This is a genomic window from Tumebacillus flagellatus, assembly GCF_000714935.1.
Classification (GTDB): Bacteria; Bacillota; Bacilli; order Tumebacillales; family Tumebacillaceae; genus Tumebacillus; species Tumebacillus flagellatus.
Genome location: NZ_JMIR01000013.1, coordinates 113,599 through 137,494 on the forward strand (window position 1 = coordinate 113,599; position 23,896 = coordinate 137,494).

The 23,896-nt window shown below is 59.8% G+C and carries 15 protein-coding genes; 2 read left to right on the forward strand and 13 right to left on the reverse strand.

Annotated elements, in window-relative coordinates; translation table 11 throughout:
• Positions 1-5: 5 nt before the first annotated feature.
• The 3 genes from EL26_RS10765 to EL26_RS10775 are packed head-to-tail and all read right to left on the reverse strand — an operon-like array spanning position 6 to position 6,736.
• On the reverse strand, positions 6-2,867 hold the full coding sequence (locus EL26_RS10765; protein WP_038088067.1) for an adenylate/guanylate cyclase domain-containing protein: 2,862 nt from the start codon (positions 2,865-2,867) through the stop codon (positions 6-8).
• Complete coding sequence (locus EL26_RS23705) at positions 2,864-4,975, reverse strand: stalk domain-containing protein (RefSeq protein ID WP_052036248.1); 2,112 nt, start codon at positions 4,973-4,975, stop codon at positions 2,864-2,866. The genes EL26_RS10765 and EL26_RS23705 overlap by 4 nt, the downstream gene beginning before the upstream one ends.
• Before the next feature lie 45 nt (positions 4,976-5,020).
• Positions 5,021-6,736, reverse strand: a complete 1,716-nt coding sequence (locus tag EL26_RS10775) for a TolC family protein (RefSeq protein ID WP_038088072.1) — start codon at positions 6,734-6,736, stop codon at positions 5,021-5,023.
• Positions 6,737-6,867: 131 nt separating this feature from the next.
• Here EL26_RS10775 and EL26_RS10780 point away from each other — a divergent pair, with 131 nt between their 5' ends.
• Entirely contained in the window at positions 6,868-7,254 is a 387-nt protein-coding gene (locus EL26_RS10780; protein ID WP_038088171.1) for a DUF4280 domain-containing protein, read from the forward strand.
• A gap of 2 nt (positions 7,255-7,256) precedes the next feature.
• Positions 7,257-8,858 carry an MORN repeat-containing protein gene (locus EL26_RS23710; protein ID WP_052036249.1) on the forward strand — a complete coding sequence of 534 codons (1,602 nt, stop codon included), beginning with the start codon at positions 7,257-7,259 and terminating at the stop codon, positions 8,856-8,858.
• 121 nt (positions 8,859-8,979) lie between these two features.
• On the opposite strand, the gene EL26_RS23715 is transcribed toward EL26_RS23710, so the two are convergent.
• The 10 genes from EL26_RS23715 to EL26_RS24965 are packed head-to-tail and all read right to left on the reverse strand — an operon-like array spanning position 8,980 to position 22,702.
• Positions 8,980-9,702, reverse strand: a complete 723-nt coding sequence (locus EL26_RS23715) for an eCIS core domain-containing protein (RefSeq protein WP_052036250.1) — start codon at positions 9,700-9,702, stop codon at positions 8,980-8,982.
• A 29-nt stretch (positions 9,703-9,731) separates the two neighbouring features.
• Entirely contained in the window at positions 9,732-11,408 is a 1,677-nt protein-coding gene (locus EL26_RS23720; protein WP_052036251.1) for a hypothetical protein, read from the reverse strand.
• A gap of 22 nt (positions 11,409-11,430) precedes the next feature.
• Positions 11,431-13,539, reverse strand: a complete 2,109-nt coding sequence (locus EL26_RS10800; RefSeq protein ID WP_038088075.1) for a phage tail protein — start codon at positions 13,537-13,539, stop codon at positions 11,431-11,433.
• Positions 13,540-13,558: 19 nt separating this feature from the next.
• Positions 13,559-15,805 carry a putative baseplate assembly protein gene (locus EL26_RS10805; RefSeq protein WP_038088078.1) on the reverse strand — a complete coding sequence of 749 codons (2,247 nt, stop codon included), beginning with the start codon at positions 15,803-15,805 and terminating at the stop codon, positions 13,559-13,561.
• 30 nt (positions 15,806-15,835) lie between these two features.
• The gene (locus tag EL26_RS10810; RefSeq protein ID WP_038088081.1) at positions 15,836-18,889 is read right to left on the reverse strand and encodes a putative baseplate assembly protein; all 3,054 of its coding nucleotides are present in this window, start codon (positions 18,887-18,889) and stop codon (positions 15,836-15,838) included.
• A 27-nt stretch (positions 18,890-18,916) separates the two neighbouring features.
• Entirely contained in the window at positions 18,917-19,318 is a 402-nt protein-coding gene (locus tag EL26_RS10815; protein WP_038088084.1) for a GPW/gp25 family protein, read from the reverse strand.
• Positions 19,319-19,345: 27 nt separating this feature from the next.
• Positions 19,346-20,089, reverse strand: a complete 744-nt coding sequence (locus EL26_RS10820; RefSeq protein WP_081857123.1) for a phage baseplate assembly protein V — start codon at positions 20,087-20,089, stop codon at positions 19,346-19,348.
• The gene (locus tag EL26_RS10825) at positions 20,086-21,189 is read right to left on the reverse strand and encodes a phage late control D family protein (RefSeq protein ID WP_038088085.1); all 1,104 of its coding nucleotides are present in this window, start codon (positions 21,187-21,189) and stop codon (positions 20,086-20,088) included. The genes EL26_RS10820 and EL26_RS10825 overlap by 4 nt, the downstream gene beginning before the upstream one ends.
• A gap of 4 nt (positions 21,190-21,193) precedes the next feature.
• Entirely contained in the window at positions 21,194-21,826 is a 633-nt protein-coding gene (locus EL26_RS10830) for a CIS tube protein (protein WP_052036252.1), read from the reverse strand.
• 36 nt (positions 21,827-21,862) lie between these two features.
• Positions 21,863-22,702 (reverse strand): hypothetical protein, encoded by an 840-nt coding sequence (locus tag EL26_RS24965; protein ID WP_152559242.1) that lies wholly within the window; start codon positions 22,700-22,702, stop codon positions 21,863-21,865.
• Positions 22,703-23,896 lie beyond the last annotated feature (1,194 nt).

The following is a 23,896-nucleotide window of genomic DNA, read 5'->3' on the forward strand; positions in this document are numbered from 1 at the left end:
TTTGTCTAGTCGCGCAGAGTAACGGACAGCGAGCCGTCCCAATCGAGCGCGACCCCGGTGCGGCGGTATTCGTCGCTTTGGTAGAAATACAACCGGGCGATCAAGTCTTGCGGGTTGCGGCGCATCACTTCCACGAACCGCTCTCGGGCGTCGTAGAAGCGGCCGTGTGTGAAGAACATCACGCCTTCTTCAAACAGCGGTTTCGTTTCCGATTTCAACAGGCGCGCGGCTTTGTCGTCCGCATCAAACAGATCGTACAACTCCAACACCCGGCCCTCGACGGCGATCTTGCCGATGTAGCGGGCGTTCGGTTTCTGCTCCGAAACGTCGCTTTCGTACGTCGATTTCGTCGTCAAGAGCGTCACTTGGAAGTGATCGGTCAACAGCTCCAGCGTCCCGGTCAAGATCACTTGCTCGGAGATCAGCGCCGAATCCAAGCGGTCGTCCGCTCCGATCACGCCCAACGTGATGTCCCCTCGGTGGATGCCGATGCCGACCGGCACTTCGAAGCGGTTGCACATCTTGACCGCCGCGGCGTATGCGTTTGCAGCGTTTTCCGGGAACAGGGCGATCACGCCCGCTTCAAGGAATTTGGCGATCATCCCGCCGTGGTCTTTGACCGCTTTGGAGACGTGGACGAGGAAGCGGTTGTTGAGCAGGTCGTACGACGCTTGCGGGTCGTGGTTGACCCCTTGGCGGAAGTCGCGGATGTTGATCACGAGCACCGACATGTTTTGGAGCACTTTTTGGTCGCCAAGGTCGAGCGAGATGATGTCTTTGCCCAGATAAGTTTCAAGATTTTCCGGGAAATACCGCTTGTAGGCGTCGCGGAGTTCTTTGTTTTTCTCAATGCTTTCTTGGATGGAGGCGGCCATCTCGTTGAACTGCCGCCCGAGCTCCCCGACTTGGTCTTGGGAGTTGTCTTCAATCCACGTGCTGCGCTTTTCTTCGGGGTTGGCGCGCAATTGGGAGACGCTTTCTTTGAGCAAAGTGATGCGCCGCAATTGCAGCCAGGTGACCAGCAAGATCACACCGAGGATCAACAACGTGAACCCGGTGACGATGATGACCGTCGTGATTTCGGTGTACCACGTTTGTTGGTCGGAACTGTACGTGTTCACGCCCGCTTCGAAGACGCCGACCATCTTGGTTTTGTCTGAGTGGTCAAACAACGGCCCCAGCGCAAACAGCCACGTACCGTCTTCGTCGGTGGACTTGCAGGTGATAATCTTGCGCTCTTGCAAATGGGGCGTCAGAAGTTGTTTGTCGACATCCTCGTAGATGTCCTGCTCCGGGTTGTACATCTTGCAAGAGTTCAGGTCGTCCGCGTCTGTAGTCAGTTGGAACGATTCGAACATCCGCACATCGTTGTCGTCCTCGAATACGCTGTAGGCGCGGTCGTTCTTGACTTTGTGCACCATCAGGTAGTAGCGGCCGTCGCGTTCTTCGGCTTTGACATCGGAGAAGAGCGCTTGGTAGCCTTCGCCCATGTAGTCGCGGGGCGAGAGGATTTTTTGCAGTTGCTCGGGGTGGACGAGGTTCTGTGCGTCCTTGACCACGTACTCCATCGAGCGGCGGACTTCGGAATCGCTGATCTCTTTGAATTCCACTTGAATGATGGTGGAGAGTCCGAGCATGCAGACGGCGATGATCGGGAAGAGGATGAACACCTGCTTGAGTATGATCGACTTCGGCATGATGTCCACGTAGAGCGTTTTGCACAGCCAGAGGAACATGAACGCCAAGACCGCAAGCGCCGCCCAGTACGCCCATTGCTCGATCACCACGCGGTCTGAATACTTCAGCATGTGCACGTCGGCGCCGTCCGCGCTGACCAAAAGCACATGATCTTCAAAGATCACCATCGCCACCCCGTCCGGTGCGACGGTAAGCCTGTTGAAGGCGAGGTCGTTGCGGTGTTTGCCTGCGATCTTGAGACCGAGTTTGTTTTCCGCTTGTTCGACGGTGAGCACGGTCTTCACGCCGTCCGGTTGGTTCGGGTCGAGTTGCTTGATGCTTTTGCCGTAAGGGTCGAGGAACCAGACGTTTTTTTGCGCGTCTTGCTGGATGCTCTCGGCGTACGTTTCGTCTCCCGCCACCGCGTTGGACAGCGGGTACAGCGGCACGCCGCCGGGCTTGTAGACCGTCCCTTGCATGGTGGCGTAGACCATCGAGTCCGGTTTGTCGCCGATCACTTCGGAGATGTAGAGGTTTGCCGGCACGTCCATTTGGTAGAGCGTTTTGAATTGGTGGATCGTCTCGTCAAACTTGTTCCATTTCATGATGCCGCTGTCTTCGTTGATGAACATCAGGTGCGTTTTGCTCATCTGAAGGCCTTTGATCGTGCCGGAACGGAGAGCGCCTGTTTTTTTGCTGTCGTATTTCTGGATGTAGACGCCCCAGTCGCGGTCGAGTTGGCCGTCCGCGGTGTAGTGGCAGAGCACTTCATACTTCAAAGTCAGAGCTTTGTCGTCCATGACTTGGAGGTAGGTGTAGAGCCCGCCGTTGTGGTCGGCGGTGGCGTCGGCGAACTTCAAATAGTAGAGATCGTCCTGTTGGGTGTCCGCGTTGAACTTGTCCGGAGAGTCCAGCGTGGGAGTCAGATCGGCCAGGTCGCTGACTTGCGGCACGTCGATGTCGTACTGCCAGGTGCCGTTGCGGTCGAACTTGATCAACTCGCGCTTGGAGTTGGAGATGACGTAGAGCCAGTCGGTGTCGGCCACGACGCGTGTGGGGTTGTCGAGAACCACTTTGTTCTCCCACGGCTGTTTGGTGTAGAAATCGTTCTCCCACCAGAGACCGAACGAGAGAAGCGCCATCGCGAGCAGCAACAGGGATACGCGCCATCTGTAACGTTTGCGTTTCATCGATTCACCTCCGCAGGAAGAGCTTTGACATCGATCGATTCGGTCGGTTCGTCCCAAGAGACGTCAAATCCGAACGCTTCGACGAGCAGGCGCAGCGGCACATAGGTGCGCTGAGCCAAGAGGACGGGGGAGACGTCGAGGGTTTTCGGCTCCCCGTTGACTCCGTACGAGTTTTTGCCGATCCAAGCGACGACGGTGCGCCCTCGGTATTCCACGCGCACCATCTGTTCAGCGTCGTCCCAATCGACCGTCGCGCCGAAGCCTTCGAGCAGAGCGCGAATCGGCACCATCGTCGTTCCGTTCAAGCGCAGGAGCGGCGCGGTGAGGTTGAAGTCGATCGACTTGGAGATCAGCCGCTCGACCGGGAGGATTTCGAGTGCGGCGTTGCCGGGGGGTCCGCCGGAGTTGCCGCCCTGCTGTCCGGTGATTTGTTGTTGAATCTGAGCGGCAATTTGAGCGATGGCGTCCAGTTCCGCCTGCGAGTAGCGGCCCTTCTCGACCGCTTCGACCGCTTCGATGGTCTGCTTGTGCAATCCGGCTAGCTCAGGGCTCGGTTGCGGCTGCTGTCCCTGCACGCTCTCCGCTTCGTACTTTTGCAAAAAAAGCACTGCCTTCGCCGCATCGACCCGCCGCTTCATTGCATCGCCCAACAACGGTTGCAAATCGTTTACGCCCGCTTGGTTGTCCTCTGCCTGATACGCTTCGATCATCGCTTGCAAAAAGTCGATGTCCTCCTGCGCGATCGTCTTCGCATCGGGGAGGTTTTGCTGTTCCGCTTTCAGCGCCGCCTGCGTCGTCACAACCGGCAACAACACCGCACCCGACGGCGTCTGCCCCGCCGGAAGTTGCGTTACAGCCGCCTGCAAGTTCGCCTGCGCTTGCTTTACTTGACTTTGCAAAGAGTCGATACGCGCTTGCCGATCTTCTTGACGCAACGCGCCGCGCTTGGCGTTGTTGTCGGTGATCTGCGCAAAAATCAGGTTGTAGACCTCCGTCTGCCCCGTTAACTTCGCGGTTTCCTGCGCTTTGCGCAGTTTGAGATTCTGATCTTTCAACGCATCTTGCGTCGCCGTGTGCGCCGCTTGTTTCAGTTCCTCTTGCGCCTTCGGATCGGTCGTCAATGCCACTTGTTGCTGAAGCAGCGCTTGCCGCACGTCTTCCAAGTTCTGCGCTGCCGTCGCGACTTCCAAAAGCAGATTGGCTGCTTTTTGCGATTGCGAAGCGGTGATCGCCGATTGCAGGTCTTTGAGCTTCGCGGTCAGCGTGTCTTGCGCCGTGATCAAGTCGTTTTTTTTGATCTGCACGTCAAACTTCTGCAACTGCGCGGTCAAGTCGTTCACCTGAGTTTGCAACGCTTGAATTTGCGCCGTGTTGCCCGCGCTCTGGGCTGCGGCAAGGTTCGACTTCGCCGCGTCCAATTGAGCTTGCAGATTTTGTCGCTGGGTTTGCTGCGCTTTTTGCAAATCGGTCGGTACGGCGGACGCGGGATCGGCTTGTTTTTCCAGCGCTTGCAACGCTTCCGTCCCCTGCCCGTTTTGCACCGCCGTCAAAAAATCAAGCTGCGCCTGCAAACTCGCCGTCTCCAGCGCCGTCTGATACAGCTGCGACTCCGGTTTGCTGTCCGCTTCCTGTTTCTTGGCGTCGAGCTTGGTTTGCGCGTCCTCGATCGCCGCTTTCAGGTCGGCCGGCTTCAGGAAACAGTCGATGTGCGGCTTCCCCTGTTGCAGCGTGATCGAGAACTGAATCTGCAAGTTGTCGATGTCGTCAAACGAGACGGGGACGCTGTCTTTGCCTTTGAAAAGCGCGTTGACGTCGTTCGCCTTGCCGATGTTCATCCACGCGCCGCCCGCAAATTCAGACCGGTAGTAGACGCCTTGGCCGGATGATTGCATCGTGGCTTTGGCGGCGGCAAAAACGCCCTTGGTCAGCGCTTCTTTTTGCACGAGATACGTGCCGATCAACAACGTGCCGGGCGCGATTTGCGCCGCGCCGGGACGGGTGGCTAGCACAGCGGCAGCCTGAGCGGAAGGCGGTGCGGCGGCCGTGGCGACGAGCCCGGAAGCCAGTACGAAGGAGAGCAAGAGATGTCGGGCGGGACGAAGGGACACAGGGGTGGGCTCCTCTCTTGGGATTGAGGTTCAAGAACTTGAGGTTTACGAATCGGTGGACAGCGTCAGGTCTCCGGACGGTGCGTAGCCGCTCAAGTCCGCGACGGCGATCTGCTTGTCTCCGTTGTACAGCACGAGTTGCAACAAACTCGGGTCTTGGAAGACGAGGTCGAGGTGGGTGATCGAGCTGTTGACCGGCGTTTTGGCGCCGATCGGTTGCCCGCCGTTCTTAAAGCGCAGGGCGAAGTGCGTCGCTTGCGAGCCGTCCGCCAGCTGCAGTTTGAACGACGAGGTCATGCCGGACGCGACCGCTTCAATCCGCCAGACGCCAAGCGATTTCGGCGCGGGAGGCTCGGGTTTGAACGCTTCCGTCCCCGTCTCCCCTGCCGCTTTCGGCACGCCGGAGATGTAGGGCAGCGCGCCGCCCGCCTCAAGGTTGAAGTTCGAGAGCGCAGACTTGTACGCAACATAGGAAGACAGCGTCGCGGTCTGCGCTTGCTCGTAGGCCGCTTGCAATTTGTCGACATCGTCTTGGGTGAGTTGCCCGAATTTCAGCTTGCCGGACGCGCTCTCCACGCTGTTCTTGGCGGTGGCTTCCGTTTGCAGTGCGAGCAGGTAGTCCGCTTCTGCCTGTTTGGCGGTCAAGTACAACGATTTGACCTTGCCTGCCAATTTGTTTTGGGTGTCGGCTTGCTTGAGTTTGGCTTTATCCAGATCGAGCAGCGCCATCGGCAACGACGAGGAGAGGTCCTCAAAGTAGCGGTCGTCTTGGTACTCGCCTTGAAGCTCGACTTTGTCCACGATCTTGAGAAATGGAAACGACAGCGCCAACACGAGGGCTTTTCCTTTCCAGCGGTTTTTCAGCGACGCGATCAACTCGTCGTACTTGGAGAGAAATGAATTGTAGTCCGGCGCGTTCGGCGATTGGTACATCGCCGCCAACAGCGCGGTCGCATCGGAGCCGAACTTGCTCTGATAGAGGCTGCGGATGATGTTCGCTTTGGTCTGCGCCAAATTGGCCGCTTCCGTGTCTTGAAACAGGTCGTAGTCGGACTTTTTCGCCGACTCGTACATCCGCCACATCGTGTCTTGCGTGAGGTCGGCGTACACGCGGGGCAAGTCGAAGCGGTAGTCGCCGTCGAGATCTCGCCCGAGCAGTTGGCCTAGCGCCAAACGGCTTGATTTAAAGGAAAGCTGCGCCGTCTGCAGGTTGGTTTTGGCCTGTTCGACCAGCGCCTGCGCCGCTTGGACATCGTCGGCGGTCGCATAGCCGAATCGTTGCTTGGCGACCAGATCGTCCGCTTTCTTCTGCGCTTTCTTGAGCGCGGCATCGGCGTTGTCGGCGGCGACTTGCATCTGGTACGCAGTCATGTACGCCTGTTCGGTCTGGACTTGGGTCTGGCGTATCTTATCATCGAGTTGATGTTGGAGTTTTTTCTTGTTCAGCATGGCTTGCGGGACTTTCAGGCCGAGATCGATGTCGCGGCTCATGCTGTGTTCCTTGGCTTTGTTGGAATTGTCCTTCTCGTCTTGGTTGCGCAAGGTTTGATACGCTTGCGCCAGATCAAAATCCGCCTGTTGCAGCTGGACGAGTTTCATCGAGTTGATGTCGGCGCTCGCTTGGACGCTTCTTTGGATGGCGTCGGAGAGCGAGATCCGTTCCGCCGCCTGTGCAGGGCGTGCGAATCCAAGGGGTTGCAGGGTCAAAACCCCCAGCAACACGAGGTGAACGACAGCCGAGGAACGGCGGCGTAGCAACATTTGGAATCTCTCCTTTAACACTCATTTCAAGTTCATCTTACTATAGTTTCAGGGATTGTGGTACAGTTAGAAAAGAAGCAACGTGAACCTGATTTGCCACACAAATGGCAGATGCGAAGGGATGAGAAATGATGGGAATCGCAGTGTGCGGAGGAGCGCAACTGCAATGCAGTTTCGGCACAGCTCCTGCCAATTTAATGGTCCTCCCCAACAACAAATGCCTCACGTCGCAACCGCTTGCGACGATCATGGATAATAAACCGTTTGTGAACATCTTGCCGTTTGCGATGTGCCAGTCGATGGCCAACCCCGCCGTGGCCTCCGCGACGGCGGCGGCGATGGGGGCGCTCACGCCGATGCCGTGCACGCCGATGACGGCCGCTCCGTGGGCACCGGGCTCCCCGACGGTGATGATCGGCAACATGCCGGCGCTGAACAACTCGTCGAAGTTGATGTGCAGTTTCGGCGGCGTGATCCAGTTGACGAACCCCGGCCAACAAACGATTCAGGTGCCGTAACGATGATGAACATGCTGAAGGCTGTCATCGACCGGGTGAAGAAACTCCCCGACCTGTTCAAAAAAGGCAAGGCCGCCGTCGAAGAAAACGTCCTCAGCCCGGAGCGCTCGCTCAACCGCTATTGGAAGATCGGCCGCCGCTACTTCTCCAAGCGCTTGGTCATCGCCGTCTGCCTCTTGCTGATCCTCGTTCCGCTCTACCTCTATCTCCGCCCTCCGGCCCTGCTCGCGAACTGGCTGGGCTGGCCGACGAAGCTGATCGAAGGCAGCAAGCAGACGATGGCGTTTCAAGGCTTGGGCAAAGTGTTCACCCAAGAGGGCGACCTGCACTATATCGGTCAGTTGTCGAAGGGCGTCTACGAAGGCAAGGGCAAGCTCTACAACAACAAGGACGTGCTGATCTACGACGGCGATTTCAAAAAAGGCCTCCCGAGCGGCACCGGCACGCAGTACAACGGCATGGGCCAACTGGTCTACCAAGGCGAGTTCAAGGACGGCCTGTACAACGGCAAAGGCCAATCGTTCCACACCAGCGGCAAGATGCGCTACGACGGCGATTTCAAAAACGGCAAGTTGCAAGGCACCGGCACAAAATACTTCGTGACCGGCCAGATTCAATACACGGGCGAATTCGTCAACGACGAGTACGCGGGCAAAGGCACGCTCTACAACACCAACGGCAAAGTGCTCTACGACGGCATGTTCCTGAACGGCAAGTACGAGGGCGAAGGCAAGCTGTACAACGGCGAAGACCAACTGGTCTATGCGGGTCTTTTTGCGGCGGGCAGTTACAGCGGCGCCGGGAAGTTGTTCGGCGCAAACGGCAAGCCGATCTACGACGGCGCGTTCCAGAACGGCGAGTATTCGGGTGAAGGCACCGAGTTCTACTCCGACGGCACGCTGAAGTACAAAGGCAGTTTCGCCGCCGGCAAGTACCAAGGCGACGGCAAGCTGTTTGCCGCGACCGGCAAGCCGCAGTACGCCGGGGCGTTTGTGAACGGCAAGTACGAAGGCGACGGCGAGAAATTCGACGCGCAAGGGCTGCCGCTGTACAAGGGGCAGTTCAAAGCGGGCCGCGAGGACGGCAAAGGCGAGCGCTACGACGCCAAGGGCACGACGGTGTACAAAGGATTTTTCCAACGCGGGCGCATCTACTACCCCGGCTTCCTCGGCCTCGCTCCGAAAGCGGTCGAAGAACTGCTGGATAAAGCGACCGACACGACGGTCGACACGAGCAGCGCGTCGCCGAAGCTCAGCATGCTGTATGACAAGTACAAGATGACGTTCCAACTGGAAATCTCCAAAGACAACGAGAAAGACTCGCTCGTCACCGCCGTCGAAGTCTGGAGCGAAAGCGGCTTGCAAGACATTGACGCGATCGTCCAAGACAAAGACGCGGCACAGGCGGCAGGCGATGACGATGCCAAACCCGGTGCGGACGACGCTGCCGGCGGCACCGCCAAGAGCCAATCTGCCGACACCAAACCGACGATGATCCGCTCCGAAGGCAACGTGCGAGTGTACCGCGTCGGCGATGCGCTGTACTACTGCTACTACACCGGCGGCAAACTCGTCCGCGCAATGGTCGGGCCTGCCGCGAAGTAGACCGCTTGCTTGAATAACACCTGCTCAACCGGATCTTCCACCTCCGCGATTGAGGTCTCCGCCTCCACTTGCTTGGAAAAAAACCACCTGCTCCCGCTGGGAGAGGTGGTTTTTTTGTTGGTTAGAGTTCGGTCTCCATCTTGGTCTGCGCCGCCGCGCGGCCGAGTTGGTCGGCTTCGCGCTCCAGCGAGACGTCGTCGTTGACCGGGAGACCGCCGACTTCCGTGGTCGGCTGCACGCGGCCTTGGCGTTGCTGAACGACATGCGCCAGTTCATGTCCGAGCAGTTCTTGGCCGGATTGCGACTGCGGATCAAACTTGCCCTGCGCAAAGTGGATGTCGCTCCCCTGCGCATACGCCAGCGCCCCCACGTCGGACGCTTGCGAGCCGACGTGGATGTTGACGTCGGAAAAATCGGTGTTGAACGCTTTCTCCATCTTCGCTTGCACGTTCTCCGGCATCTTCGAGCCGCTTCCGGTGGAGCGCTGAACAGGCGCCGCGGACGGAGCTTGTTTCAATTGAAGCTCTTCCTCCTCCGGACCGCCGCCCATCCGTTGAGCTGCTTGCGAGTCGGCTTTCAACTGAAGTTCTTCCTCCTCGGGACCGCCGCCCATCCGTTGGGCTGCTTGCGAGTCGGCTTTCAACTGAAGTTCTTCCTCTTCCGGGCCTGTCGAGCGCTGAATCGCTTTGCGTTGCAAGTACCGCGCCGTCGCCTGATTGCCGTACGCCCGTTGCATCTGCAAAATCGCGCCGGGCATCGCGGAAGCCGGAGCCGGGGTGGACGAAGTTTTCTGTTGGGTCACTGAGGATGTTGCGCCTTTCACCTGTCTCGGTGCTTTGGACAAGGGAATCTCCTCCTCTACGATCTCCCGAATCAGTCTTCCGGGAGGTTGGGTTCGCCGCTCGATCCTGCCGCCGCTTCCCATCTCGGTTGCGCCGTCTCATAGACCGGCTTGGCATCTTCCGACTTGGTCGCCCACCAGCGGATGCGCAGTTTGCCAAGCTCGGTGGGCTGGTGCAGTTTGAGTCCGACGCGGAACGTGCCCCGATTCGGGTAGACCAACGCGCCCAGCGTGTGCTTCGGCAGCTCCGTCGCAAACTCTGTATCTCGGAAGATGTCCGGGTCGCCGAACACTTGCGTCTGCGCGTCCGCCAACAAGCTGTCGTCCGTTTCCACCCCGAGCGTGATCAGCACTTGCCCGTTGCCCAAGCCGTGCGGAATCTCGTTGGAGACGTAACTGCGCTCCGCTTTGCCAAACAGGCCCGGTTTGTTTTTTTCGATCAAGAACAGGTCGATCCAACCGGAGGTTGCCGTCTTCGGGAGTACCGGCTTCGGCGCTTCCGGCAGGCCGAGCGTGAATTTCAACACGCGGTTGGCGTTGTCGTAGCTCACGTCCAGATGCGCCGGAGTCTCCGCCGGAAGCTGCACCGTGTCCGCTTGCACGTCGAGGAAGCCTTCCGCTCCGCTTGCACCGCCGCCGTTTGCCACGCCGAGGTTGAACAGGAGCGACGCGTTGTGCACTTGCTCAAAAAACGGCACCGGCACGATCGACTCGACTTTGTACGACGCTCCCCACGGTTGCAGATGGAGTTGGGCGAGGTAGAGGCATTGGTCGTTCGGCGCGGTCATGACGTCCTCCAGGGCGCGCGCGCAGGCTTTTTCCAACAGTTGTTGCGCGACCGGTTCGCAGGACACCTGGACGCTGTGTTGCGCCGAGCGCGTGACGGTCACTTCGTTGCCTTGGAGGAAGAGCTTTACGTCCGACGGTTTGAGCGCGACGGTTGCCGCCGCTTTGCCCGGTTCCGGCGGCAAAGCGCGCAACGTGTAGCTGTACGCCGCATTGTATTCCTCGCTGTCGAATTCCTTTTCAAAAACCAACCGGCCGCCTTGCGCTTGCTTGTCTTCCAGCAGGCAGCCGTCCGTCGTCAAGCCCAGCTCGATGCGCACGTGACGCTGCTGCGAGATGCGTTGGATCAGCAGGCGGGCGGTGAACTTGTCATTGGCTTGCGCGTATTGCGGCACTTGGTGCAAGATGCGCACGTCGCGGTCTTCGTGGAGAAGCACCGTGGTCGCCGCAAGCTGCGTCGCTTCAAACTGTTGCAGAGGCGGCGCTTCTTCCTTGATAAACAGCTGGTAGCCTTCCACCAGCCGGTTGTATTCGCTGACTTCCTCCTTGCGACCCGTTCCGGCAACGGAATGCACCATCTCTTTGCCGGTTTCGTCGTACTTGAGGCAGAGGTAGACGATCTTCGAGTAGTCGCCGTTGTTTTGGAAGCCCGGCACCGTCGAGAGGTCGAGCGTTTGGCGCTCTTCGACGATGATTTCGCGGCCTTGGTAGTCAAACGCAAGGCCCGCGTTGACGGTGATCTTGCGCTCGCCGGCCGTCGTGACTTGCAGGCCCGTCACGACGCCGACCCCGTGCAAGAGGCGATTCAGAAGCCAGCGCTTCTGGTTCATGTAGGTCTGCTCCGACTCGAAATCACGGACGGTCAGCAGTTTCCCATAAAAATAGCGATTTCGTTCAAACGGGTATGGACGTGAACTTTGCATGTGTGAAATCTCCTTTCCGCCGTCATTCCAATTTCGAATCCATCCCGAGACGCGTATGCAAGCCGATACGGCTGTTGTGATCGACGTCTACGAGGACGGTGTTGTACGGGAGCGCAGATCTGTCATCCAGCACGAGCAAGGTCGGCTCCAGCAAGAACGTGTTGATGCCCAAGTACGTGTGCGAACCCATGTGAATCTGAGGCTCCAACACGACCAACTGCACGTCGGTAAATGCGGGGCGCTCTTCTGCGAGCAGCTTTTCCAGCAACGACCGCGAGCGGTCGTCGGGCACCGCTTCCGGCTTGACCATGACGGTGAAGCGGTGCGGGTCGAGCCCGTAGAGGCGTTCCATCGAGCGGCGGATGTCCGCTTTTTCCATGAGGTATTTATATTGAAAGAATTCGACGAGGATCGGCTTCTCCCCTGTAAACACTTCTACCAACTCTTGCAAGCCCTCGCGCGTCCCGCGCTTGCGGTAGAGATCGGGCGCGCGCTTGAGCAGGGCGCGCGTCTGCTCTTCCGTCCAGCGGTCGTCCACGGCGATGCCAAGCCACGTCGAGAGCCACTTGAGCAGGTCGCCCGTCGCCGCATCGGTGTCAAAACAGCGGGCGATGTGATCGATCGCCTCTTCCATCTCGCTGAAGAACGTGCCGAACAGCGAGAGGAATCGTTCCAGAAAGTCGCGGCTCTGCGGGTCTTGTTGGTAGACTGCCGGGAGATATTGCAAGTAGGACGTGCGCGGGTAGTAGGCGCGCACTTTTTTCAAAAGCGGGGTTTTGCGGTCGCTGCCGCTCCACTCGATGCGAAGCCAGAGATAGCGTCCGCGGGCGCGCAGCAGGGCGTCCCGCGGGTTGACGATCGGCCCGTGCCAAAGCGTTCGCGTGCGGCGCTGTTTCTCTTCCAAAGATACGGTGTCGTCGTGCAAAAAAGTATCGAGGAGCACGGTGCCTTGGTCAAGCCACACTTCACGGTGGTCGGACGCGTAGTAATACACGCGCAGCTGCGTCTCATCCGGCAGATCGGCGTCGAGCTGAATTTTGTGCCAATCGGTCTCCGTTGTCACCGCGTCAAATGCGCGGGTGAAGTAGACGCCCTCCGGCGATCCGCCCGCACCCGAACCCTGAATACGGGACGTGGGTTCCAGCACGGTGAGGCGCTGTTCGGCGGCGTTCCAGAGGTACAGGAGCTGCCGATGACCGCAGAGCATGGCGTCCACGCGCCCTTGAATGCCGGAAACGGGATCGAGCGGCGTGCCGTCGGAGCGGTAGACGCGGACTTGGCGGTCGTCAGGGCCGGTTCCGCCCGTTGCCTGCTTGCGTCCGTCGCTGACGTAGAGCGTTCCGCGCTTGTCGACGCCCAAGCCCGAAGGAAGCCCTGGGAACGGCAAGTCGACGCGGCGGGAAAGTCCGCCTCGGCGGTGGAACGCAAACAGCCGCCGCGAGTCTCCGTCAAGCAAGGTAAGGTCTCCCTCCCGCTGCACATGCAGGAAAAACCGCTTGCACAACTGCGGGAGCGTCGACTTCTCCTCCACGCGCAACGCTTCGTCCCTGTACTCGTGCCGGATGCGTCCGCCCGGCCCGATCTCCAAGAGAACGAGCGCAGTGCCCGCCGGCAAGACACGGTGCCGACCTTCCTGCACCGTCTGCTCAGGGAGGAGCACAAACACATCTTCGTCTCCGTCCGTCGCCAGCGCCAACGGACAAAGAGGCTCTCCCCGCCACTCGCTCAACTCCCAGACGCTCTGGATGTTGGAGAGCGAGTACGCCGTGATGCGCGGGTTCTTCACGCGCTCCGCCACGATCAGTTGATCTTCAGTGGCGGCGAACAGCGCATAGCGGGTGAAGAGGCCGTGGCGCTTGGGAAACAGCGATTCGTGGATGGCGTTGATGTAGTCGTACATCCACACGTTGGCGGCATGGTCGAGCAAGAACAGCGTCCCGCCCGGTCCGAGCGCGGCGTTGACGATTCGAGAGGTGCCCGCGACCCGCTGCAGCGGAATGTCGCGCTGCCACCCGTACCGAACGGTGCGCTCCAAGCGAACTCCCTCCTCGGTCACGCGGAGGTTATAGGAAGTTCCCTGTTGCCAGTCGCTTTGTTTGTTCATCGAAAAAAACGTCGTGGTTTCGTACAACGGGTGTCCCTCCTGCCTCCTACAAATCGGTGCGGCTCAACAGTTCCACGGTGTGCCGTCCCGAATACACCAATCCGTGCGGCGGCAGATGGATGTCGCCGTTGCCGTCGCGGCGGATGCCCCTCCCGACGCCTTCCATATACAGGGATTGGATATACTCCACGCCCGGCAAACGGTTGATCACTTCGTACACGTCGCCTTTGTACACCGAGCGGCCGAACTCCCAACCCTTGCTGGGGTCGCGGTCGTCCAGCACGTCGAGCAAACTGCCGAGCGCATCGAGCACGCGCTGGGTCTGGTGCCGGTAATCGGGATGCACGACGACGACGGCGTGGACGGTGATCTGCACGTATTCGGGCGCGGTGACATGCACTTCCGTCGTCAGCAAGCGGTGCCGATCGAGATGGCGCTGGACGGTTTGCAAAAACCCAAGGCTTGGCATCGGAATCGCGCCGTCCCCGTAGGGCACGACGACGACGGTGACTTGGCCCGCCGCTTGTTCGTGCGGGTCTTCTTGCCCTGTGCGGTAGAGCGGAATCGCTTTGGCGCGCGCCACGCGCAAGCCCGGCGTCGCCAGCGCGATCCGCTCGTAGTCGGCGGCGGTGACCGCACGAGTGGTCAACCGCATCTCGCGGCGCACCCGCTCTTTCGCTTCGGAGAGCGTTTCCCGTTCTCCTCCGCCGGACGCGTAGAAGTGGTTGGTGACCGCAAGCGACGGCGGGAACGCGCCGTGCGGAGCCAACAGTCCGGAGATCCGGTCTTGCTGCACGTTGCCGCGCAAGCCGCCTCCCGTGCGATAGGAAAGCAGGCGGATGTTCTCCCACGTCTCCGAGCGCTCGGGAATGCGCCCTTGCTCATGGTCCCCGAAGAGAATCTCCCCGGCGTCGAGGTCAAGCGAATAGTGGCGGTCCTCAGGACCGGAGCGCTCCAAGTCGTCCACGAGCTCCCAATCCTGCCACAGCCACGTCTCGCCGCCGTCGCGGCTCTTGGAGAGCACGCCGACTTGCAAGAGGAGGGTGTTCGGCAACAACGGCATCAGCGGCAAGGCAAAGCGCTGGTTCGGAAGGCCGTCGCTCGGCCCGATCATGCGCTCTGTCGCAAACGAATCCGCGAAGGCGACGAGGCGGACGGTTCCCTGGCCGTTCGGCGGGATGCGTCCATGCGAACCGTCGCCGAAGGAGATGACGGTGGTTTTGTCCTCGGGGTTGCGTCGAAGTTCGTAACAGGAGTCGCGGGGTCCGCAGTCGCTCAGGTCGGCGACGTTTTTCCAATCGCGCCAGAAGCCGCCGGGCTCTTGAACTTGCACCGCCACCTCTCCGAAGTACGCGAGAAAGTCGTCCGACATCATCTCTTGGTTCTCGGAGCCGTCGCTGTCAAACGACCGGACGAGGCTGTGCGTCTCGCCGTGCTCGGCGCTGACGGTGTTCAGCGTGCACTTCTCGATCATCGGCGGCACTTCATATCCGGATTGCAAAACGGTGCAGACCAGCCACGCCCGCGCTTGGTCGTTGGCGGGGTGGATCGTCGTCAGGCCCATCTCCTCCGGCACGCGGAACGTGATGCGCCCGCTCTGGGCGAGATGGTTGGTGCCGTCGGTGATCTCTTCCGGCTGCAGCGGGTGCCACTCGCCGTCCCTGCCGTAGTAACTCCACTCGACACGGCCGGAGGGCGTGACTTCGAAGTCGGGTTGCACCGGGTTGCGGCGCACCGCCATCTCTTCGCGCAAGTTGATCGTCAGCGACAAAGGATGTCCCGCTTGGAACGGTTGCGGGAACCCGAGGCACAGTTTCGTGCCGCTCTGCGCCTGTGCGCCGAACGCGAAGTATCCGACACGGCCGTTGTCATTGGCGGAGGTGTAATCGGACGAATCGGTGTCGGTGCGAACCAGAACGCGCTGAAGCGTTTGCGGCCACACCCAGAGCGGCTCCCGCGTTTCAAACGTCTCGTCGAGCGCTTGCAGCTTCGTGCCGCGCGGCACGCGCACCGCTTCTTCTGCGCCGCCAAACGTCACGTCCACCAGAGCCGTGGAAGCTCCTTGGAGCGCGAGGCCGAGCAACTGGAGGAACTTCCGCTCGTTTTTGGCGGTGACTCGGTTTAGGTAGTATTGCTGCATCTCCGACAGCCACGAGAACAACTCGACCATCGTGATGCCGGGGTCGTGCGCGTTCTCGTCGGTCCATTGCGGCAACAGGCGCGGGATGCTCTTGCGGGCTTCCGAGACGATCTCTTCATAGAGTCGGTCGTCCAGATTGGGCAACTGCAACATCAGTCTCCCTCCTTTCGGGCGGTTTTGTCGTTACAGCAGGTCGACGACGATCTGGTGGCGTCCGTTCATGACGATGCCGTGCGGCAGACGCGCCGCTTCGTCGGGGCGCACTTCGCGCTTCGCTCCGTCTGTGACGAGGAAGAAGCTCATCGAAAGCTTCTGCACATGGTTGACGCCCTCCACCGATTTCAAAAGTCCGTACAGCACGGAGGTGTGCAGCAGTTGGCCGATCTCCCACCCCGCACCGTCGTAGTTCCCCGTGAACGGGTCGAGAAATTTGTTCAACTTCTCGATCGCTTCCCGCTCCGCAGGCACGACGTTCTCCATCGACTTCACCACCAACTGGGCAAACACGTTGATTTCCAAGTAGGCGGGTTCGATCACATGCACCCGCCCCGCAGTCGCGATGACGGCGGCGGAACGCTCTTGCAGGTAATCGGCGATCTGCCGTCTCAACTGCGGGAAAAACGGCAATCCCGGCCCGCCGTTTTGCGGCAGGACGGCGAGGGTGACGGAACCGGTGTCCGGCTGCATGTCGGCGTTGGTTCCGGGGAAGCACTTGACTTTGGCGAGGTCTGGCGAGACGGTGCGCGCCAACCACTCGTAGTCTTGCGCGGTGACGGCGCGGTCGCGGTTGCGGACGGTTTGCGGCCCGCGCAGCAGCGCTTGTGCCATCGGTTCGGTGTCCGTGCCTCCCGCCGTGGGTTCGGGGTTGGTCACGCCCTGCACGAACGCGATGGAACGCTGCAAACTGTGAATCGCACCGACGGGCAAATTGCCAAGGCTGCCGACGATCTTGTTGGAGTGGACGCGGATGCGGTCCGCGCCGCCCTCCGGCAACGCTTTGCCGTGGCGCCCGTCGCCAAACCGAATGCGGCCCGTCGTGCGGTCGATTCGGTAAAAGCGGTCTTGCGGCCCGCTGTCTTCGAGATGGTCGATCGGCTGCCAGAGCACCCACAATCGCAACAGGTTCCCGCCGGCATCGCGAACCGCATCTGTTCGCAGACCGGCGGCGAGCAGGTCTTCCAACTCCCGCTCGGTGATCTGTCCCGTCTCGTCGATCCAAACTTCCTCCGAATACACCGGCGCGTGCTGCAAGTGGTACTCCGTTTCCGTGTCGCTCAAACGCACAGGTTTCGGCGTCTCGTCGCGCATGCTTTCCTGCTGCAAGATGCGCACCGTGTTCGGCAGCAGCGCTTGCAGAATCGGGCGCTTCACGCTCTCGTCCGCGCTGTCATAGCGGTCGTCTCGATTGACGACGCGCAACCAGTACAAGTGGCGGCGGAACAGTTCGGCGCGCGCCAAGTCGGACGGTCCCACAAACTGCACGGAGCCGCTGCGGGTGAAATCGAGCGTCTCGTCCACGACTTTCAGCGGTGCCCATTCCAACCGGTTCACGTCTTGTCGCAGATACTCCCACTCCAAAATCGGGCGGTTTTGCTCCATGCCGGTTTGTTGGCGGAACGAGAAGTACAGATGCAAAGGTCCCTTGACCGGAGCTTCGTCAAATCCCAAGTACAGAGCCGGATGCCCGCCGTCCAAGGGCGCAAACGGCAAGAACGGCCGCGGCGGGTTGGCGGTCAGCGCCGGGACGCCGTCCATCCATTGCATGTTGTTATCGGCGAGCAGTTTCTGCGCGGGAAACGCGACGTCCGGCTCGTAGCGGTACTGGAGGCGAACGTTCGAAAGCCACGGCGCGAGATGAATCGGGTTTGGCGTGTAGAGGTTGTCGACCGTCTGCACGCGGATGCGGAGGAACCGTTTGTAGTGGCCGTTGACGAACGTCTCCGCCATGTCATCCGGGCAACGGAAGCGCACCGTGACATCCATCCCCTCCACCGTCGGCTTGTAAAAAAGTTCTTCCTGCTCCGGCGCGTTCGTCAGCCGCGCCCACGACTTGCCGTTCCAGTACTCCCAAACGACGTTGCGGATGGAGGCGAGGTAGACTTTCGGTTTTTTCGGAATGTCGGATTCCTTCATGACCAGTTTCCACTCGATCTCCGGCTCTTCAACGGGCATGAGCTGGTTGTGAACAGATTTGAGCGTCATGGAGAGCTCGATGATGCTTTGCTGTTTGCTGAACGCTTCGTCGCTGGCGATGTAAAACAAGCTGTACGGAGCCAAAAACTCGCCGAACGGGAAACATCCCTCGGGGTCGGCTTGTGCGTCGTTGGCAAACATCACATCGGGCGCAAACCCTCCGTTTCGCTGTTCATTGAGGGACTGCGTTTTCAGCCGCAAGCCGTCAATCAAAAGCGGATGCGCATCGGAGAGTGTGCGGCCCGGCCGCAACCGGGCTTGAATCCAGCGGTTTTCGATCCCGTGCAACTCGGTGAAAGCGAGGGCGGCCGTTCGTTTTTTGCGCAGCCAGAGTTGGTGGCCGTCGCCGGTGACTTCGTCGAAGGGCTGCCAGCCCTCTTCAGTCAAGTAGCGCCATTCCACGCGGGCGGGGTCGGCGAACCATTCGCCGCACTGTTGCTGGCGGTACGGTTCCTTGGAGTTGAAAAATTGCAGTTGGATCTCGGCGGCTCCCTCGATCCAGAGCAAGTCGCGGTGGCCGATGTACAGCGCGTGCGATTGCTCGTTGAGGCCGCTTGCCACGTCGAACAGCGTGATCGGCGCTCCCGTTTGCAACGCCTCGGTCACGCGGACGATCGCGTCCTGCTTGGCGCTGACCAGCACGGCGTCGTCGATGCGCGCCGGGGTCGCCAGCATCGTCTCTTGGGTCTGGAACACGATCTTGCTCCCGTCCGCTCCCTCCGCCGCCACTTCGGTTCCCTTGGGGATCAGCACCGAGTGCGGAGTGCCGACGCTCAGATGAAACGTCGCATAGCCTTGCGCCGGGCGGGCGGTCAAGCGTTTGACGTCGAGCAAGTTGAGGAACGCGATCATGTTCTTCACCGGAACTCGGTTTAAGCGGTCGATGTTCTGGAGGTACATGTCGGCAAACAGATAGAACAGAGCAGTCCCCGGGTCCGGGTCGTTCGGGGAGAACCGCCAATCCGGGGTGTAGTACGGCACCATCTCTTTCATGCGCTCGATCAGGTCGGGCAATGTGCGCGGGTCGATCGGGGGTGGCAGCATGTGCTCTCCCCTCCTTTCCGGTCAGGTTTAGGTGGTGCCTTCGTGAATGTAGAACGGATAGACTTGGTTGTAGAGGTTGTTGGTGGAGCGCACCACGTACGACACTTGAATGAGCAAGCGTCCGTCTGATCCGGGGTCGGGCGTGACTTTGGCGGTGACTTGATGCACGCGGGGCTCCCATTGCATGATCGCGGCTTTGACGCTCTCTTCCATCAGCGAAACGGTCGTCGGATCGGTGCGTTCAAACACGAATTGGTGAATCCCGCACCCGAAGTTCGGCCGCATCACCCGCTCGCCCTTGGCGGTCCAGATGATCACGCGGATCGCTTCAGCGATGTCCTCTTCCGCTTCGGACATGAGGATGCGTCCGGTCGCCGGGTCGACGGTGACCGGGAATTTCCAACCGCGGCCGAGAAAGTTTTTGTCCATGCGGGTCGGCCTCCTCCCGGTGTGGGGTTAGTTGATTTTGACCATCGAGCCTTTGATCGTCACCATCGCGCTGGATTCCATCTGGATGTTGCCGCTGGCTTTCAAGTTCAGCATGCCGCTAGATTCGATGTTGATCTGCGGCGACTCGACTTTGACCGATTTCTGCCCGTTTATACTCACATCGCCTTGGGCGGTGAGGGTCAGCACCGCGTTCCCCGAGGTGACGGTGATCTTGCCGGAATCGCCGCCTTTGATCTCGATGATGTTTTTGCCGTCCTTATCGGAGACTTTGATCGTGTCGGCTTTGTCGTCGAGCAAGATGTAGTGACCCTTGCTGCATTGAATCTGCACGTTGCCGTCCGTCCCGTCGTCGTTAAACGTGATTTCGTGGCCGGAGCGGGAGCGGAATTTGCGGATGTTGTTTTTGTCCGCGTCGCCCTTGGGGGCGGTTTGGTCTTTGTTCCAGAGCGAGCCGATCACGTAGGGCTGGCTGACTTCGCCGAGGTGAAACGCCACCAGCACTTCGTCGCCGACTTCCGGGATGAACAGCGAGCCGCGGTCTTTGCCGGCAAACAAGTTGGCGACGCGCGCCCAGTCGGTCGTCTCTTCGCCTTCGCGAATCGGGAATTTCAGTTTGACGCGGGCGAGGTTGTCCGGGTCTTTGTTGTCGGTGACGACGCCGACGACGACACCGTGGATCTTGGTGGTCTGGGACGAGTTGCCCGAGCCGGAGAACCCCCCGCCGAGAAAGTCAAAATCGCCAAAACTCACAGTGCGTTCCCTCCCACTTCAAATGTCGTCAAGTAGCCGGAGCCGGAGATCGAGTGTGAAACTTTGGTCAGGTACAGCGACCCGCCAAAGCGCGGTCCCAAGCCTTTGAGCTTGATAAACCGCCCCGCGATCAATTCCGGCAAGCCGATCGATTCGCCGCTGCCTTGCAACAGTTTCATCGCCGCCTCGCGGGCCAGCGCGTTGGCGCGGTCTTGGAGGGCTTTGGCTTTGGAGTAGTTCGTGTATTCATAGTGGATTTTGTTCTTGGTGACGGACGCAATCAGGTCCGCCCCGGTCGTGGAGCCGTCGCCGTAGGGTTTGACCGCTTCGGACTTGGCTTCAATCCACTTGTTTTCTTTGTCATCATAGCCTCGGACGACGAACGAGCCGACTTGCATCGAGATGTCGGTCGAGGTTTGGAACGAGCGCAGGTTTTTGCCCCATTCGAGCGTCACGATCGGCGACGTGGAGGGGGCGGGCTTGCGGAAGTACAGTTTTTTGCCAAGCACGAAAAATTCGTAGTCGTTCGCTTTGGCGAGTTTGACGAGCAGTTGGTAGTCGTCGAGACCCTCGCGGTCCACCCGCACCACTTCCGACGTGGCGTCGACGGTGGGCGTCAGAGAGTACGTGGAGGCGATTTCGGAGGCGATCTCGCTGTGTTTTTTGTCGGTCCAGATGTTCTTGGAATCCGATCCCTTGCCTTTCATCATCTGGTAGGAGTAGTCCATGCCGGTGATGGTGAGCGTCGGGTTCCCCTCCGCCGGGTAGTCGTAGGATACCGATGTGATCATGCCGGAAAAAACGGGCTCGCGCTTGCCGCCGTACCCCAGTTTGATGTCGACGTTCTGCCCGAGCGGGAAGTAGTCGGAGATCCACTTGAAGTCGCGTTTGACCCAGTCGTAGGCGTTCGCCACGGTGAAGGTAAACGAGTTCGCTTCCGGCGAGATGCTCGTGTTCACGCGAAGCGTGGTGATCGCCACGCCCTCGGTGACGAGGTTTTTGCCATTGGAGATCACTTCGAACTCCGGGGCGCGGAATTGATTGTACTTGCTGGCGAGGTCGTCGAATTGATAGCTTCCGTCGAGTTTGACTTCTAACATAGGGCTACTCCAATCTCGGGACGACGACGCTGCGTCCAGCCGTTACGAGGCGCGGGTTGTCGATGTTGTTGGCGTCGGCGATGGCGCGCCAGTGTTTGGGGTCTTCGTACTCTTCGGCGGCGAGCATCCAGAGTTGGTCGCCTTGGCGGAGCGTTTTTTGCTTGGTGCGGTCGGGCGAGTGCCGGGGGATGCCTTGGAACTGCTCTTGCACCGAAGCAACCGCTTTGAACGTGACGTTGAGCGTCGCGCGGATCGGGTTGCCTTTGGAAGAGAACATGGTGAAGCGCTGGGAGATTTTTTCGATGATGCCTTTGAACTGCAGGGAGCCCCAGACGAATTTGCAGGTCGGCGGGGCGTGCAGTTCGGAGTCGACGGAGAGCAAGTTCGCAAACTTGGTGGTTTCCGTGCGGATGTCGGCGTCGGCTCCGGCCGCGCTGCAGTCAAAAAACAACTCCATCGACAAGCTGGGCGTCTCCCCGGTGATGAATTGGGTCAGCGGAAGGGAGAGACCGGGGATGGTGTGCCAAGCGTACTTGTTGCCGTGGTCGATGGTGTAGGAATTCGGGTTGAACAGGACTTCGTACTTGGTGTCTTTATGAGAGCCATCGAGGACTTGGATGAGTGCTTTTACGGCCACTGGGGCGTCTCCTTTCCGTGGTGGATTGAGATTGGGTTACAGACCTCGGATCGAGCGTTCGAATTGGAGGCGTTTTTGCAGCTCCCGGTAGACGCGGTCGACGAGGCGGTCGATGTCGGCCGCGTCGAGTTCCGCGGGGCGCGGGCCGGTTTGTTCCATCGTGACAGCCGGCGAGGTCATGACGCTCTGAGCGGCGGAAGCAGGTTCGGGTTCGCGAGTCGCCGGCTCCGGATGCCGGTAGTCCAAGCGGACGACGGCCTCGGGGTCTATGTCGAGTTCCTGCCGGTGGTGGATCGGGACAACCAGCGGAACTTCCTCCACCTGCGTCAGATAACGGTCGCGGATGCGCTCGAAGAGGATGCCCTTCCCTTGCGTCTGCAAGCGGTGGAGGATTGAGAGGCGGGTGTCGCGGATCGGTTGCCGGATCAAGGGAGACGGCGATGCTTCTGTGGAGGTTGGTGTTGCGGTCCACGAAGGGGCGGCCGTTCCTTGGGTGGCGGGAAGCACGAGTTGCAGAGGTTGAGGGTCTGCAAAGGTGCTTGTGCTCCCTGCGGTCCGAGATTTGGACGCTCCAGCGGTCGAACTCAGGCTGAGTTGCAAGGGGCGGAGGCCGCCGATTACGGTGTTGTTGCCGGAGTTCGCGGGAGACAGGGCTCGTTGGATGTTGGCAAGGATCGGTTGCAGGGCGTGCCTGATCCCGATTGCTTGGGTGCTCCCAGGAGTCGAGGCTTCATCGGCGGTGCTTGCGAAGGCGAGTTGCAGGGCTTGCACGTAGCCTTCGTTGTGGCTGAGCCACGCGTGCGGAGTGCCGCCTGTGGTTCTTGCATAGGCACGTTGCAGGACTGACAGATTTCCGCTTGCGTTTCTAAGCCACACGCTTGAAGCGTCGCCTGCGGTACTTGCAAAGGCATGTAGCAAAGCTGGCAGGATTCCGCTTGCGCTTCTGAACCACGCAGCCGGGGTTCCACCTGCGGTGTTGGCAAGCACCCGTTGCAGGGCTTGCACGAATCCTGTTGCATCAGTGTTTGAGGGAGCAGATGCCGCTTGATCAGCATGGTTTGCACCGCTGCTGGAGTCAGCGCTCCAAGGGGTCTGAGTGCCTAGTGGCACGGTGCTAGCAAGAACCATTTGCAGAGTTTGTACGTCTTGAATTCCAGTTGTGTTCCACGGAGTCGGTGCACCGCCTGCGGGAGTGGCGAACAGAGCCCGTTGCCGGGCTTGCATGTTGCCACTATCGTCGGTGCTCCAGAGCGCCGCTAACGCTCTCGTTGCGTTGGTTGCAAGGATTCTTTGCACCTCTTGCAAACCTCGTCTTGCCTGGGCGCTGACGGTTTGGAGAGGACGTGCGATTTCAATTCCGTCTGTGCCCCAAGGAATCTGCGCTCCACCCGCAGTGTTTGCAAGCACCTGTTGCAAAGCATGGATGTTTCCGATTCCGTTTGTGCTCCACGGGACCGCTGCTCCACCCTGGGAGTTTGCAAGCACAGTTTGCAAAACTTGCATATAACCCGGAGCGTGCGCGTTTCTATTCCATGCAGCCGATGCTCCACCTGTGGCGTTAAGCGAAGTTTGCACACCTTGTGTTGCGTAGGTGTTCCCAGAAGACTGTGCTCCCCCGGCGGCGTCTGCGAGAACAGTTTGCAGAGCTTGCACATCTCGCATTGAAATGGTGCTCCAAGGTGTCCCTGCCCCGCTTGTGGCGTTTGCAAGAGCTGCTTGCAAAGCTTGTACGCCATGTGTTGCTCCCCCGACGGTGTTTGCGAAAACTGTTTGCAGAACTTGCACATCTCGCATTGGGTTGGTGTTCCAAGGTGTCCCTGCCCCGCCTCTGGCGTTTGCAAGGTTTGCAAGAATCGTTTGCAGGGATGGCGCAATTCCTAATGCGGCGTTTGTAAAGGCAAGATGCAGGGGGGGAACAGCACTGAGCCCGTGGTTGTTCCAAGCGTTTGCAATCATCGGTTGCAAAGTTTGCAACGCACCAAACGCGTTCATGCTCAACGGCGTTGGTGCTCCTCCTGCGTTTTGTGTCATACGCAGGACTTGCTCGCTTCCGGTCGAGTTTGTGCTCCA